This is a genomic window from Butyrivibrio sp. AE2032, from assembly GCF_000702965.1.
Window position 1 is genome coordinate 1384897 of the sequence record NZ_JNLF01000005.1, and the last position, 13830, is coordinate 1398726.

Consider the following 13830-nt stretch of genomic DNA (forward strand, 5'->3'; position numbering starts at 1 on the left):
ATTCAGACACGCTAGATAATTATTCCTTCATTTCCGAGCCTTGCTCTAATCTGCATTATGTTTTTTGCTTGGGAAGAAGTCGGATATTTGGGATATGAAGCATCCATCTTCGTTGCAGACATCAATATACTCTCATCTTTTGCACTTAATAGTCCCTTTTGCTTCGCTTGAGATATTAAATTGCGCCAATAGGGTGAACCTAATTCAGCTACTGCAACTTCAGCCATTATCATATTTGTCTCTTTTTGATCTTTGCGAGCAGATTTCTCTATTTCCTTTTCAAGATCTTCAGAATATAAATCTGAAATAAACTCGTCTGTCAGTTTCATTTTAATAGCCTTAAAACGTTCCCACGTTTTAGAGTCCCGGGCATAATCTCTAACAATTATTCCATTACTATCTAAAAGAAACTCGTGAGCAATTTTGGAAACAATTTCAATTTGCCTGACAAATGACGGATAGAGTGATTGATTCTTCCAAATTCTGTTAAAATCCAGAGTAAATCCAGAAGGAATAAGAGATATTATCTTTGATATAGTATAGGGAACGATTTGGGCTTTATTACCACCTTTGGGATACCAGGGTTGTATATTTACTAGCCTATCAGTAGATTTATAAATAATTGCTCCACAGACAACCCTTTGATAATAGTGTTCATTGAATATTTCTCTATGTGTTTCGTATTCTTTTTCTATCTTCTCTCCAAAGGAAGACATCATTTTAGAAGCTCCATAAACAACTAAATGAGGCTGACAATCCAATACCGTTACATATTTAGCTAAATCTTCTTTGGTGATTTTCTGATTTTTAGGATATTTATTCTTGAACTTTTCCTTTTCAGAAGGTTTCATTTTAAACTGTTCTTGATCGTATTTTCCTCTCGACCGCTCATAATACCAAAGAGTAGAATATGGAGAGCCATTTACTGGTGGTGCTATACACTTTTTTGATATTCTTTCCATAGCAACGTGAAACGGACTATTAGAGAAGAAATCTGCTTCCTTAACAGGATTCTGACAATTGGCACATTTAGAAATACGTTCAACTAGTTGATTGTAAATCTCTTCTTTCTCCTCTGTATCTCTGCCAGTCTTAATAACCGTCAATTTCATTGCGACATAAATACCAGACAATTCAACATTATCTTTACGAATGACAGCATTTGCTAAAGATGCTGTAGTTTGGCCACCATTTATAATCTGAAGATTATCAATACCTGTAATCCTCTTTGCTTTTTCATCAACAGCAATTGAATTTGCGGTTGCAGCAATTCCATTATTATATGTAAAAAATTTTGTTGGTTCTTGAATAATAGAATTTCGAATGCCTGAATTGACTTTTCCTTTTGCGCTCAAAAATGCTCTTACATTTCCTTCTAACAGTCGGCTTCCATATTTTATATAAATATCAGCTAAAAACTTTCCTGGAACAATAGTTAAATAAGCATCATAATCAAGAGTTTCCGGTGTTTCTTCCTTAAGGAAAGGAATTCCATCAACATTAAATGTATTAGTATCAATATAGACTACTTCAGACCTTTCACTATTCAAAGCTTCATAATATCTTTCAATCGTCCATATTGATAGTTCAGCAGGACGATCGTTAAAGTCTTCCTGATTGAGTCGCTTAACCGTACCACTCAGTTTTGCATTCGTAATAATAATAAATTTGTATTTAAGGATACTACTTGAATATATGTTTTCTCCTGTTTTTTTCCTTATATCTTTTGCTATATTGATAATTTCATCTGAATCATCACAATAATTTGTGATATCTCCAAAATAAACCTCTTGGAGAAAATTAATCATTCGTTTGTAAAGCTGATCTATTTGGCTCTTTCCGAGATTTGTTGGGTTATAATCGTCTTTAAAATCACTTATTAACAATATCAAAGAACTGTCAGCTTCATCATATCCATAGCCGTATATTTCCATATAGGAGCGATTGCTACGTTGCTTAATATAATAGTATTGTGTTAGATCTTGAATTTCGTTGTAATTAACAAGGATTCCAAGTGATTTTTCAATAAACGCATCTTCCGTATCGGTTTGATTAATTGATGCGTCAACTCTTAATTCATCTATAAACTCTTTTCTGAACTCGTCAATATTCACAGTTCGCTCCTATAAGGCTCCAATCCTAAAAGATTAATCGAATACTCTACTTTATCAATATTGACATCTATATTACTTCTGGTTAATCGAGGAAAATCACCGCTCACGATATAAGAATTTCGATTGCTTATTATATATTTGAATTCTTCATAACGCTCATCGAAAGAAAAACCCTGCTTTGTAACCTCTTCATAGAAAATATCTTTATCAAGTTCCGAATCCAATACATCAAGTACGCTTTTTACCAACTCATTCAAATTTTGACCGTTACTAGCAGTGCTCATTTTTTCAAAATAGTAAACCACCAAATACCCCTCAACATTACTGTCTAATTGTTCTAAAGATGATATATGAACACTCGGTTTACCCTTTAATACTGATTTTATTTCATACCAAGTATCTCTAATAGAGAAATCTTTATGTGTAAGTTCTTGTCCCGACCAGCTTTGAACTGCATCGTGTTTACCATAAGTTGGAATCACATATTCCTTTAAGAAATAAATCTCGGCCATAAGGCCACGGATTTTTTCTTCAGAAAGAATATCCGAACCAGTCTTCTGAAACATCTTCATCCATTTATAAAACACAGAAACAATTGCATCATAGCGCATTTGTTCATTCTGTATTCCAATGGTTGATTCAACCATGTCTTCACAAAAAATGTAATACTGATAACAGTAGTTATTATCTAAAAGGGAAAAGGTAATTGTCTTAATCTCTTTCACATACTGTTTTACTTTAACAAATTTGGTTGAATGAACACTTGCCGGCTCAAATACCCCCCTGTATTTAAGGCATTTATTTCCGTCATCGTCCATGCCTATATACCATTCAACATCATTATCGGGTTGTGCCTTTACAAAATAACCTGGCTTGTTAAACCCTGCAAATCGAGAAGTAAAATCAGTTTTCATTCTTCGTAATTCTCCTCTACATCATATTCATCAATGTTATTACCTTTCCAATCTTTTGACACATAAAAGATATGCTCTTCACTCGATGAACCACAATTGGGAATACCAACCGCAAATCCAATCCACCCTAATTCATGCTCATTAAACACGGCCTCAGATCTTGCCTTCAAATCATTATTACCGCAGTTTTTATGAGCATTTATCTTTAGATAATAAACAATTAATGTCGGTTCTCTATTTGTTATATACTTGTACCATACCGTTGCTGGGAAATCAGAATCCTTATCTTTTGTAAACTCTGCTTTTTTCTTTTTCAAATACTCATCTTTAAACTTTGCTTTTGCTGCATCCATTTCTTCACGCAAGACTGTAGATTCATCAAGTCCCAATAAGCCATCTGAGGGAACCGTTAACTTACCGTTATTGCCGACTACTATTCTGTCATCGCCATCTATTCTAGAACTTCTCAACACTGAATATATATCTTCACCGAACTCAGTTTTCCCATTCGGAATAACAGGATTTGTTTTTTGTCCGTTAGCTATTACAACATTCCATTTTTCTAAGCCACTAATTGAACTCCTTTCTAAGAAATCTCGGTAATTCTTGGGGTTAAAGTAGTCATTGCTCGGTTCAATTTGCAGAGAAGACATCAACTTAATAATCTCAGCCTTAGGAACATTTCTGAGAACAAATTCTTTTTGGTCAGGCATTTTTCTTTGTTCGCCTATGTTTGCTCTTATCAAATCCAATACCGATGACCAATTCTTTTGGTTTTTCTCATAATCAGATAACAAATAGTGAGTTTCAAAAAAGCTACCAAAATAAGAGAAGTTATCTATATACATCTCCGCAGTCCGCATTTTATTAGAAGCTGTGATTTTCAATTCTTCACTATCATTTTTAACCCTAACTCCAAATTCTCTAGGCGACTTATGATTCTCAATCATAGAATTCAGATCACGCTTAAGAATTTCAACCGACTGGGCTATTTCAACATACCATTCAACGCTTTTCTCACCAACCCAAACCCTAAAAATATCTTCATAATTGGGTCTGTATCCAAACCAACGTCCCATTTGCATAAGCACATCAAATGTAGCAGTATTTCTAAAGAAATAGCTAACCACAAGGCCTTCGATTGTTATACCTCTGGAAATAGCAGGACCGCCAATAACAATAGCCCTCAAATCTTTATTCTTGTCATAATCAAGTTTATCAGCATCTTTATCGCTGTTTATAACTAATATCTGAATATTCTCAATAGATTCGAGCAAAATATCACAGACCTGATCCCAAGTGAACTCGAGTTCTGAATAGTTTTCCTCCCACATCTGGTAAAGTTTTTTAATCTCAAAAATCTGTCTTGTATTCTTATCACTTGGTAAATCAAACTGTATTTTTCTATAAATCTTTTGAAATTCTTGTGTTACATATTCCTGAATGTACTTATGCACAGGAATAAAACGTGACATGTGTATCAACATGCCTCTAGGCTCTTTATTGTCACCGCGTAAATCTCTTATTGCATTTGCTAATAAGAACGTATAGATTGCATCCGTAAGGCTATTGGGAAATGCGCCTTTCCAATCTCTTTTGTGTTTTGCATAAAACGGGAACCCATCTTTCTCAACCATTCCAGCATCAGTAATATATCTTAGAGCTGAGTGATACTGTCCGTCATCATAAAAAATCTTTGAAGCACCAATATATGCATCAGGTGTCGGCAAAACATAAATAAAATTCTCCGGGAAAATATCATTTGCATCTGGGTCTATAAAGACATTTGCAAAAGGAGTTGCGGTGAAACCAACATAAGTTCTTTGTACGAACAGATCAAGAAGCTTTCTTATAGAATCATTTATCTTCGTCGGATTATCTGCATCCTTCCGAGTGTTGATAGAAGCGTTATCGGCTTCGTCATCTATCAATAACATAGGAAAAGGAATTTTGCCAATACTCTCATCTATGTTGGATGTTTTCAGCCAATCTATCAGCTTATCTAATACCGTAGCATTCTTTTTTACAATACATAAAACGACCCGATTATTCTCTAATGATGTCATAATTTTATTCTTGTTACCAACAAAATCATCATCACGGGAAGTCATTGCAGTTACCTGCAAGGGCTTGCCATCTAATCCAACACCAACTCTTGCAGAATGGCCATTTTCATTAGCAGTAATGTCAAAGCCAACAAAACCTTCTTCAACTCTTTTTTGAGTTTGCCATCTCAAACTTTCAGTGGTTCCTGCTAATAATACGATTACTTTATATCCCGCATCGGCTGCTTTACAAATATAACCAATATATGTTGATGTTTTACCTGACTGAACATCACCAATAATTAAACCCTTTCTGAAAAAACTATTTTCACTTCTAGGATTTCCTAAAAGATTCATCAAGTCTCGCAATGTTCCAAAATCAAGTCTGTTTATCGCCGGCATGGTTAATCCGGATTTTGGATTACTCTTGAGATACTCTCTATATCTATTCCAGAAGAATTCATCATACGAATTATCTTCGTCAAGTAGTTTTGTATACCATTCTTCATGCTCGTAATCATCAGTCAGACATTTTCCATCATCATGTTTAGCAATGCAATCATACTTAGCCATTGCTATTACTCTCTTTTTTTCTTCCTCTGACAAAGGAAATTTAGGATTGTTAATATACTGTTCAATTAAATTATCGAGAAAGGACTCATCTATATCAGGATTAATTTGTTTATTAAAATCATACATTGAGTCTATTATGTTAACTACAGTTGTTACACGTTCAATATTCATTCTCTACAATCTCCTTTAATTCAATATATTTACAATATGGTTCCTTTTGAAATAACAGTTGAATAAAAGCCTTGACATTATTTGGAGCGATGCTTTTTTGAAGACTAACTAAATATCTAGCGTCAGCAAGTATTTCTTTTGACCGTTCTTTCTCATCTTCTTGGGCAATGTTATTCGAAGACATGTCTATATAGATTTGCTGATACGGAATGGAATCTTCAATTTGTTTTATCATCATATCTATTCGTGCTGATAGTTCACTATCAACTTCGATATCCTTCAGAAAATCAAATGCTGCTGAATCACGATTTATTCTATAAATATACTTGCCTCGAACATCCATCCGATTCCAGATATATGTATAATCATCATCTACATTTTCAATTCTTCCTCGATGCTTTTGACTCTTTATTGCTATCCCCATAGCTTCATCCACAGCTTTTCGCAATTGATTTGCTACTACCTTTGGTATGGCCGCGTGTTGTTTGCGAATATCAATGCTCCAAATATCATCAACAGAATTAGGTATGTCAACTTTAATGCGCGCATTCTTAGTTAATTCGTTTTTGGGAGCACTTCCAAACCAAGTTCCATGAATAATCAACCTCTTATTTCTATATATATAGAACCCTTGTTTAGTTCGCATTTTCTCGTATCCACCAACTAATTCTATATCCTTCTTGCTCATATCTTTGTAGAACGGAAGAATGTATGGTGTTACGCTAATCTTTACCTCTTCTCCATGGGAATTGGTTATAGGCAATTCTATTCTTTTTCTTATTGTTGTCTTTGGGTGTTTTTCAAGGAAAGGATCTAATCCCTTTAATTTATAATCATTTATTTTAAAAACAACCTCATTCTCGTTTATGTATCTGTGGAAAATCAAGGAAAGATATTCTGAACATGAAGATTTGTAAGAATCTAAAGTTGAAAACACATCGCCAGTAGTTCGTTGAATAACATCAAAATCTTCCCATAAAACTATTGTTCCGTTATCATAATCACTAAGCCATTTAACAATATCGATTGCTTGAATTTCGTTATAATCCAACTCGAGCATTTTCCAATCATCACAAGTTATTAGTTTTAAATCCCAAACAAAAGCAGATAAGATACCGTCCTTTTTGCTAATTACAGTTAGTTTTCGGCATTGAGATAAGGATGCTGACTTTAATCCAATGCCAAATCTACCCAAATCTTCTTGCGAACGTCTATTCGAAGGAGCCTCACTTCCGTAACGCATAGCTTCAAAAAGAGAATCCGAATCCATTCCTCTTCCATCATCGCAAATTGCCACGAAACATTTCTCAGGCACAGTAGGAAACAGCAGTGTTACATTGTGAGCTCCGGCTCCTATACTATTATCTATAACATCAGCTATAGCAGACTCAAACGTATATCCCATAGAACGCATAGATTCCATTAGGATATTTGCTTTAGGTGGGTTAGATCGTTCCTTTGACATTAGAAGAGGCCTCCTAAAGATAGATGCCAAAAATATTATATACCCTTGTTCTCGTATATAGCGGAACGCATAAGATAATTAATTAAATTTTTAAAATGCCATCATATCATCTTCATCTTTAATTGAATCCGCTTACCCTTACCGCCTGAAGGATAAGTCCATTGAAACGGCGTTTCAAACTGTCCCTTTATTCCTGATTTTTTTATTCTAGATAAATATTCGTCAATCGTACTGATTGAGTACTCATTCTTTTCTTCATTTACAGTAATAATATGCGTAGCCCACTGTATCTTCGGATCTCCTTCTCCTCCAACACCAGCCAATGCCCATTCACACAAACTATCACTATACACTTTCATTTTTTCACTAAGCCTGTCTGAACTTTCTTTAGTCATTGAGTTCACTCCACCAACTGTCTGAAATTCAATTAACAGGTCTAACAATTCAGCATCATCAGGATTAAGTATTTTGGAAAATGAATAGGCAGTATATTCGTGGATTGTAACTATATCTGCGGTACTTCTTTTACAACTAATAGTAAAATCATAACTGCCATTTGTAGTTTCTATTGTTGCTAAGACGTCAGTTTTTGGATTGCCGCCCGAAGGTAATTTAGGAATATCAGAGGTCGCCGATACACTCAGTAACTCTTGGGGTCTAACTCCAAATTTGTTCATTACATTACAATAAAGCGAATATAAATATCCAACCTTCGTGTTAGATGTATGATTCCAACGTTCCATATTTTGAACATTATTAAGGCAATCTACCAGTTTTGTTTCAAAATGCAGTCCCATTTTCGCCTTTGCTTGTCCATTTTCCATAAGACTTGCCGCTTTATGTTCTATAGTCTGATACATCTTAGAAAAATTATATACACCATCTAAAGCAGAATATATTTTCTTAGTTTCAATCTTAGAATTATAGTTCTCGGCATTACGCTTTTCGCGTTCACTCATTTCATCTGGTACAACCACATACGCTTTACTAACACGATGGTTTAGCCGTTTAATATGTTCACTTTGCCACTGTTGCTCAAGAATTCTATCTCTAATACTGGTAGTATGGTGTAGAATCCATTGTTCATTATTTGTAAACTCAATCAAATACTGAAAATAAAACTGCTTTTCTTCATAATTCGGATCTCCAACTCTGTATCCCTTGTTAAAGAATATAATATAATCCATTGACAACAGAGAATCCAACATCTGTTCCATAGAAGAAATGCCATTCATTCCATGTTCAGATTTGTCAGCATTGCCTTTATCCATTATAGTCTGCTCCTATTTAAGATGTGAGGGTAAACACTTTACGAATTGACAGGCCATAGCATTGGCAAGTAGCGGCGGTATAGCATCGCCTATCTGCTCGTACTTGTCTTGTTCTTTATCTCCGTGGAACTGGACATATGGTCCTGCAAAATAGTACCAATCCGGGAAACTCTGCAAACGCGCTGCTTCTCTTGGGGTTATAGCTCTATTTAACTTAGGATGAAGCATTTCATCCAAACAGTGTGATGTAACAGTAAAACTAGGCTCATCCCAAAGCAATCTGCGGTTTCGGCTACCATAAATAACGTTCGGGAACAAAGAACGGTACTTATCAAGTTCTCCGTTTTCTTCAAGTTTCTGATACGTGTCTCTCATTGTGCTTCTTTCAGGAATTAGAGCCAACAGCTCTTGCTTGCGCTTAACATGTCCTGGGCCCTTATGAACTGACACCGTTTCCTTGGAAGCAACTTTATTGTCAATTAAATGTTTAGGAAATATCGAATGAATTCCTTCAGCATCATACTCTCCACGAACTATTGATACAAACCGTTTCTGATTATCTGTTTTATACTTCTTAATGCCTTTATATGTGATTACATCTCCTCCTTCTCCCATATCAACCTGTGGAAGATCGGAAATAGCATCTTCAACTGTTACATAAGGATACTGTCTGTCAGGACCATACTTTTTTTCCGGGTAAGAAAAATAAACATCCTTCAAATCACGTCGTATTCCGACCAGAAATAATCTTTCTCTCACCTGCGGCACACCATAATCACACGCTTTCAGTAGAATTTCATCCTGGTTTCTTGAAGCCAGTTTATAACTGACTTCTGCTTTAGGGTCCTCAAACGTATCACAGATATATTCGAAAATTGCGCCCTTCTTTCCATTTGAATCACGTTTGGAAAACATGCCTTTAACATTTTCAAACAGAATTGCTTTTGTTTTAACAGCTCTTGCTATTCGGACTATGTTACTGAACAAATCATCTCTTTCATCGCCAAGAGTCCTGGTGCCAGCCAAACTAAAGCTCTCACAGGGTGCTCCGCCAGACACAATATCAACAGTTTCTTTCTTGCTGTCGATACCATACCTCGACTTCAACAACTTAACTATCATTTCGCTACCAACTAAATTGATATCTCCATGAATGAGCAGGGTTCTCGTACTCTCTTTCATAAAAGAATTAAGATAAGCCTTATCTAAGCCGTGTTCAGTTGCATATTGTGATAAATGCAGAACTTCAGCATTGTGACTTACAGAATATGTTTCTACCGTTGTATCTGTCCACTCAACAGCAATAAGAGGAAGTATTCCTGCCCACTTAAAACCAGTACATAATCCACCCGGGCCAGAAAATAGATCTATGCTCACAAGTGAGAATTTTTCTTCTTTCATTCTCTTGATTAAGCTATCATTCATGTGAAATTCCCCTTCCTTCCTCGGATTCTTTTATTATCCTAGAAGCCTCAATAAGAGCTGTTCTTCTAACAAACTCAGTATATGTGGCATAAGATTCAAGCCTTGCAGCTCTCTTAAATATATCCAATTCTTCTTCGCTTACTCGTATGCTTATGGATGTAGTTTTTTTCATATGCAATACCTCCACGATAAGTGTATGCAAAATGCAGTGCATTGTCAATCATTTGTCCGGCAATCTTATTCCATATTATTGACAATAGATTCTATAATCGCATCTTCTATAACAGAAACACATTTTTCAGTATTTGTTTTTATTTCCTTACCCCAAAACCTGACAACTTGCCAGCCAAGTCTGGCCAGCTCCAAATCCACTCGTCTATCTCGTTCAATATTTTTACTGATCTTCTTTATCCAATACTCGCCACGTTCACTTTTTTCTAAACGTTCCTTTAGTTCATCCCAGTCTTTCCCATGGAAGAATTCACTGTCACAAAATACAGCTATTCTGTATTTTGTTATAGCAATATCCGGCGAACCTGGAATTAATTTGTAATTCTTTCGATACCTATATCCCTTTTCCCACAGAGCTTTTCGCAAGCATATTTCAATAGAAGTATCTTTACTGTGAATACTTCTCATATTCTTTGTTCTTTGTTCCGGGGTAAGAATATCTGACAAGCACTATCACCTCAAAAATATAAAAGCTATACATCTCTAGTTGTTATTTCTGTTTGTGTAAATTATACCAGTTTATCCAATACAATAATGGGACAAACGACTGTTATTGCGTTATTGTCGTGCATATATTGTCTGTTATTTCTACTGTAAAGTTACTGTTCCTGATGCTTTTCATGAACTGAAACAGTTAAATCATTGAACTATCATAGTTTACTCCATATAATCGTTAATATATAGGAGCAGGGTAGCTGTGCACTTTTAGCGAGGTAAACTTGTATGTATCATAATACAGAACTGCTTTGCAGATTGTTTAATGAATATCGTGTCACTAATCTGAAAAAAGGCATAAACTACGATGCACTTGGTGATGCGTTCGAAGCATATACTGTAGAAATACTTAATAACAAACATCTATTAGAAAAAGCAAAAAATAGTACTCTTGATTCTTCTAAATCAGATGAGCAAGTCTTCTATTTATTTTTTGAAGTAATTAAGAAAATTGAATGTAAAATAGGAAGAAATCCAAATTTTGTTTCTCTAAAAGCTTCTACACTAAAAAAACATCGGCACACTGGCGGTTACTCTAAAACAGATGTAACCGTTGCTGTTTTAACCTCTTCTAATCAAGAATTTGATTACCTGGTACCAATAAGCATAAAACAAACCTCAGCAACTAAAGTCGCTATGGCAGAATTTGATGTTAAAACTATAGTTGAGGAAGTTGGCATAACAGATAGCATATTGGAAACACTATTAAAAAAGCATCAGGAAGAAGGTTCTGCTAAGAATTTTTCAACAGAAGAAAAAAAAGAATTATCGGATCATCTTTCTCCAATTAGTAGAGACTTTGTTCGTTGGGTTATAACAGGAACTACAGCAGAGACTCCTTCAGATGAAAGATATCCTGATTTTCTACTTAAATATCAACTTGATAATCAAGAATGTATTAAAGATATTTATTTGTTTTCAACTGAAGAATATATAAATAAGATAATGTACAGCAAAAATGGGAAACGCAAAAAAGGAGGATTTGGCACAGGATTATCATGGACGTATGCCACAAATTCGAAGGGCAAAAAAATACAGTTCAAGGGATAATAGGCATAATTACACTCCTGCATTCAGGTAAAATTCACTTGTAATCTCTCTTACAGTTATTGAATCAACAGATTTGGTAAAACTCAGAGTTTTAGATAATTGTCGACAAATTCGGATCCGCGAAATAACATGTTTTAGGAGTGGAAGCACATTTACCAGCATTTTATATTACGTTTTTTCAAAGCTTCCTTAAAAGAAAATTATATATGCTTCCCTATATGCACTACAGTAACCTTTCCAGTAGCCTCGTCACGATAATAGTATATCCTGAACATATCTGAACTGTGTTCTGAATACACAACATGCCAGTCAGCAGTATGTCCGTCTACGGGAAGTTTCTTGGCATCCTCCCCACTGCTTGATATGTCAAAACCTGACAGTAATTTGTCTGCCTTGATCTTTGAATACAGTTCATCGGTCATCTCTCCGCAGAAGTTCATCTCAAATGCATATAGTAGGATAAAAGCATTTCTTAAAACATCTTCTTTGGGATATTGGAAAACCTTATAGGAATCTATTCCCTTCTTATGCATGACTATGTATTTACTCATGTTATCCTGAACCCACTGATCAAGAGCTCTTCCTTTGTACGGCTTGGATAAGAATGCTAGTAGATACTTTTGCTCTTGGTTATCAAGCTGATAGTCGTAACTCTTACGGAGTTTTTCCTCAAGCTTTGCTTTTTCTTTCTCTAACTGTTCTGCCTTTTCTTTTTGTTCAGCAATATCGGCATCCTTCTTCCTCATCTGCTCCTTAAAGCGTGCAGCATCGGCTTCCTTCTCTTTTTCAAACTGTTTCTTTGCTTTAGCCTGAACTTCCTCGATAATTTCGTCGAGCCTTTGCTCGAAGTCTTCTTCCTTATTCTCTTTCAGTCTTTTGATCTCGGTTTTTGCATCTTCAAGCTGACTGTTAAGTTTATCTAGTAGTTTACTGTCTGTTTTATTGATATAGGCATCCCAGAGATTGGAATAGAACAGTACATCTCCATAAACGATATCAGGCTCAGAACCGTTATCGTTCATTTGAAGAAGACGTGATTCAACATGTTTCTCAACCTGTCCGATTTCTTTCCTAATCACCTTCTCACGGGAAGATGATGTATCAACCGCAGGATCGGTTTTGAACCATTCATATGCTTTGCCTGTGTCAGATAACGGATTAATACACAGATAATTAGTCTTTATTGTAGCCAGAGAGTCTTTGGGAGTAATGAGGATCTTCTTTAACAGATCACTCATTCTCTCCCCAAACAGATCTTTGTAACCATTACGAGGTTCATCTGTAACTACATAAGCCAATCCTGCCATATGCTGTGCAAGTTTATTGACTCTGAATGAATTCTTCTCATCACTCTCATCAACATAAGCAGGACAGAATATCACAGGCATCTGCCTCTCAGGATCGTTTATGATCTTGATGAACTCATAGTCGTCTTTTCTTCTGTTGCCGCTTCTGTTTATACTCATCTTCTTCATATTGATCTGATAATCATGAGAAGCAATACTACCTTCGGAAACTATGAATCTGTTATCTTTGAATATCATAGGTAAGAATGCCGGTCTGAAAGGAGCTGCCTTCTTTCCATAGTGATTGCTTTCCTTGCATTTTGTCCTTACGGCCAAATAAACATAATCCTCTGTCAGGTTTAAAGCCACATCTGTGGTAAACAGACGATCCAGATGCTTTGTTTCTATCTGGTTATTGGGTTCTCTTATCCTTATGGTCCATTCGCCAAACTCTTTCATGGCAAGCATACTGATGTCAAATTGCTTCTTGGCACGGTTCAGATGCATGTCTTCTTTGGCAAAGACATCAAAGTTATCTGCATCCGGATCTTTCAGATCAGGATATTCCTTAAGAAACTGTGTTTCGGACTTATCAAATTGGCTGTTGCGACTAATTCGGTCTTTCAGCCATCCGGTGACATATAACACGCATTTATTGAACACCCAATCAAGGTTTTGTTCATTATTGACAGGAGTAATCTTATAATACCCTTGGAAGGTATTATATTCAGAGAAGGTCTTTAAGAGCTTAGGATCTGTTTTTCTGGGCTTGCGTTTCGTGCCTGACATA

Annotated in this window: 10 protein-coding genes; 1 reads left to right on the top strand and 9 read right to left on the bottom strand. The window is 35.6% G+C overall.

The genetic code is table 11. The annotated features are described in order from the left end of the window. Positions 1-11: 11 nt before the first annotated feature. The 8 genes from BO18_RS23815 to BO18_RS23850 form a co-directional block, all read right to left on the bottom strand. Positions 12-2114: an AIPR family protein gene (locus tag BO18_RS23815; RefSeq protein ID WP_034450142.1), complete on the bottom strand. Its 2103-nt coding sequence runs from the start codon at positions 2112-2114 to the stop codon at positions 12-14. Next, positions 2111-3028 carry a PD-(D/E)XK motif protein gene (locus tag BO18_RS23820; protein ID WP_034450144.1) on the bottom strand — a complete coding sequence of 306 codons (918 nt, stop codon included), beginning with the start codon at positions 3026-3028 and terminating at the stop codon, positions 2111-2113. The genes BO18_RS23815 and BO18_RS23820 overlap by 4 nt, the downstream gene beginning before the upstream one ends. Then, a complete protein-coding gene (locus BO18_RS23825; RefSeq protein WP_051689109.1) occupies positions 3025-5817 on the bottom strand; it encodes a Z1 domain-containing protein in 2793 nt (930 codons plus the stop codon). The genes BO18_RS23820 and BO18_RS23825 overlap by 4 nt, the downstream gene beginning before the upstream one ends. Next, complete coding sequence (locus BO18_RS23830) at positions 5807-7282, bottom strand: ATP-binding protein (RefSeq protein WP_034450147.1); 1476 nt, start codon at positions 7280-7282, stop codon at positions 5807-5809. The genes BO18_RS23825 and BO18_RS23830 overlap by 11 nt, the downstream gene beginning before the upstream one ends. A gap of 101 nt (positions 7283-7383) precedes the next feature. Then, positions 7384-8553: an MspI family type II restriction endonuclease gene (locus BO18_RS23835; RefSeq protein ID WP_034450148.1), complete on the bottom strand. Its 1170-nt coding sequence runs from the start codon at positions 8551-8553 to the stop codon at positions 7384-7386. A 12-nt stretch (positions 8554-8565) separates the two neighbouring features. Next, positions 8566-9978: a DNA cytosine methyltransferase gene (locus BO18_RS23840; protein WP_081861230.1), complete on the bottom strand. Its 1413-nt coding sequence runs from the start codon at positions 9976-9978 to the stop codon at positions 8566-8568. Continuing rightward, complete coding sequence (locus tag BO18_RS23845; RefSeq protein WP_034450151.1) at positions 9971-10150, bottom strand: type II toxin -antitoxin system TacA 1-like antitoxin; 180 nt, start codon at positions 10148-10150, stop codon at positions 9971-9973. Before BO18_RS23845 ends, BO18_RS23840 begins: the two co-directional genes overlap by 8 nt. 65 nt (positions 10151-10215) lie before the next feature. Further along, a complete protein-coding gene (locus tag BO18_RS23850) occupies positions 10216-10656 on the bottom strand; it encodes a very short patch repair endonuclease (protein ID WP_034450154.1) in 441 nt (146 codons plus the stop codon). 276 nt (positions 10657-10932) lie between these two features. Here BO18_RS23850 and BO18_RS23855 point away from each other — a divergent pair, with 276 nt between their 5' ends. Continuing rightward, complete coding sequence (locus BO18_RS23855; protein ID WP_034450157.1) at positions 10933-11754, top strand: MspI family type II restriction endonuclease; 822 nt, start codon at positions 10933-10935, stop codon at positions 11752-11754. 200 nt (positions 11755-11954) lie between these two features. On the opposite strand, the gene BO18_RS23860 is transcribed toward BO18_RS23855, so the two are convergent. Then, positions 11955-13829 carry a hypothetical protein gene (locus BO18_RS23860; RefSeq protein ID WP_034450159.1) on the bottom strand — a complete coding sequence of 625 codons (1875 nt, stop codon included), beginning with the start codon at positions 13827-13829 and terminating at the stop codon, positions 11955-11957. Between the last annotated feature and the right edge of the window lies 1 nt (position 13830).